The 2,626-nt window shown below is 50.2% G+C and carries 3 protein-coding genes; all 3 read left to right on the top strand.

The annotated features are described in order from the left end of the window. Nucleotides 1–1,349: cytochrome c oxidase subunit I (locus EJP87_RS15300; RefSeq protein WP_130472727.1), on the top strand; the 1,349-nt coding region annotated here is incomplete at its 5' end. Nucleotides 1,350–1,454: 105 nt separating this feature from the next. Then, entirely contained in the window at nucleotides 1,455–1,682 is a 228-nt protein-coding gene (locus EJP87_RS15295; RefSeq protein WP_130472726.1) for a hypothetical protein, read from the top strand. Between the two features lie 179 nt (nucleotides 1,683–1,861). Further along, a partial coding sequence (locus EJP87_RS15290) for a hypothetical protein (RefSeq protein ID WP_130472725.1) occupies nucleotides 1,862–2,626 on the top strand: 765 nt, incomplete at its 3' end.

Here is a 2,626-nt window from a genome sequence, read left to right as displayed (position 1 = left end):
TGACCGGGTTTGCCGCCAACTACTTGATTCCGCTGATGATCGGTGCCAAGGATGTGGCCTTCCCCCGTATCAATGCCCTCTCTGTATGGCTGTTCTGGGCGGGTATTGTGGTGGCTCTCCTGACCTTTGTCGTGCCCGACAAACCGGACTTTATGTGGACCGGCTATCCGCCTTACTCCATCAAATCCGGTGGCAACTTGGCCCTGTATGTCTTCACGGTCCATCTGATCGGTTTCTCCTCCATCCTGGCTTCGGTCAACTTTTTGGTGACCATCATCTACATGCGGGCCCCCGGTATGGGCTGGATGCAGTTGAACATGTTCATCTGGGGTAGCTTCACCGCCCTGATCATCCAGTTGGTCTTCGTGCCGGTGTTGGCAGCAGCTGTGACCTTGTTGCTGTTTGATCGCTATCTGGGCACCCACTTCTACGATCCCACCAGCGGTGGTGACGTGCTGCTCTATCAAAACCTTTTCTGGTTTTACTCCCATCCGGCGGTCTACGTCATCTTCCTGCCTGCCATGGGTATCTTCTATGAAATCTATGCCACCATGGCCAAAAACCGTATCTTCAACTATAAGGCGGCGGTCTATGGCATGATTGGTATTGTCGTGGTCTCCGGTGAAGTGTGGGTGCACCATCTCTACTACTCGGGTATGCCGGACTGGATTCGCATCGGGCAAATGGTTACCACGTTGCTGATTTCGGTGCCGGTGGGTCTCATGACCATCTCCATGTTTGGAACCCTGTATAAGGGTGCCATCACCTTCAACATTCCCATGTATTATGGGGTGGCGGCTCTTTACCTGCTGTTGATTGGTGGTTTGACCGGTATTCCGTTGGCCATGACCGTGATGGCGGTGCATTTGGGTGAGACCTCCTTTACCCATGCCCATTTCCACTTCATTATGGGTATCTTTGCCACCTTCTCCGTCTTCGCCGCTGTGGACTTTTGGTTTCCAAAAATTTCTGGACGCATGCTCCATGTGGGGCGGGCCAAAATTGGTTTTTGGTTGAACTTCATCGGTGTCAACGTCACCTTCTGGCCCCTCTTCATCATCGGTGTGGATGGTATGCCCCGGCGCTATTGGGACTATTCCCAGTTCCCGGCCTATTTTGCCAGCTACCATAAAGTGGCCACCATTGGTGCCTTTATCGTTGCCGCCGGTATGATCATCACCGTCAGCAACTGGCTATTGAGTGCCATCAACGGCGAAAAGGCCAGCGACAATCCGTGGGGTTCCAAATCGCTGGAATGGACCCACACCCAGACGCCGCCAGGACCGGGCAACTTTCCCGAAGATGTGGTGGTGGATGCCAACTGGACACCCTATAACTACTCCCGGTAATCGTTCGGTAGGTAGGCAATAGGCAGTATCATGGCCGGGAGGGAGACCTCCCGGCTCTTTTGTATGCTTACTCCGAATTTTATCATCCAGGCAAAGGCAGGCATCATGGAACAAGATCATATCACCCCGGAATTACGCAAAAAAATGAACCGTACTGGTATCGTTTTTTTTATCCTTGCAGTTGTTTTGGTTGGATATCTGACCCGAAATTTTCAGAAAGAGTACGATCCATCCGTAAGGGAAGAGGTCAAAGCGCAAAAAATAAGAGAAAAAATGGATAAAGCTGAAAAGTTGGAGCCTGTTGCTCCTCTCCCTCCGGCAGAACCAAAGTAAGATGCGTCCTGTTGTGCACCCTTGACCTGCTCATTTTTTTGCTGACAGATTCCTCCCGCTGGTTTATCCTCATCAGTTCTGACAAATCATGACATAATATAACAACTTGGCGTGCCAGACACCTCCCCAAGTGGAGGTGTGTGACATGCCCAATTGCATTTCCACAGGGAGGAGTTGGCATGAAAGATTTAAAACTGGGGGTTAAACTGGGCTTGGGATTTGGCCTGGTATTGATTTTGACCTTCATGGTCGCCTTGACCGGTTATAATGGCATTAATGGCGTGGCCAGTCGGATGGATAAAAGCCAGGATCTGGCGTTTTTGATTGAATTTCTCAATCGGGCGATGCAGTCAGAAAAAAATTTCATCATGCGCAAAGAGATGAAATATGTATCCGAAAATCAAAAGGCGCAGAATGATTTTAAAAAGCTGGCCATCCTGGATCGTGATCTAAAATTTCATAGTGCCGATGATAAATCACAGATTGAGGCGGTCATCAATGGCATGGAGTTGTACGGTAAATCTTTTACGCACTATGTGGAGTTGGAAAAAAAGCGTGATGAAAGCTTGGCGCGTATTCGTAATATAGCCGATAATGTAGTGCGGGTAGAAGTGACCAAAATGCAGGAAGACCAGACCCGTAAACTGCATGAGATGTTGCAGGAACAAGGATCGCAATCGATGGCCGAACGGGCTGCTGCTCTGGAAGACCGGGCCGATAAGGTGGCCAGAGCGGGACAGATGCTCATTGATTTCAAGGATGCCCGTATCGGAGAAAAAGAGATCTTTATCACCTCCGGCAAGGATGAAAAGTTTATTCAGCGGAATTCGGACAGCTCGCAGAGCGTACTCAAGGGGGCAAATGAACTGACCGGGTTTGCCGCCAACTACTTGATTCCGCTGATGATCGGTGCCAAGGATGTGGCCTTCCCCCGTATCAATGCC

The organism is Candidatus Magnetaquicoccus inordinatus (assembly GCF_004217665.1).
Taxonomy (GTDB): Bacteria; Pseudomonadota; Magnetococcia; order Magnetococcales; family Magnetaquicoccaceae; genus Magnetaquicoccus; species Magnetaquicoccus inordinatus.
The sequence above is the reverse complement of the archived record's forward strand: the minus strand, read 5'-3'. Positions and strand labels throughout refer to the sequence as shown.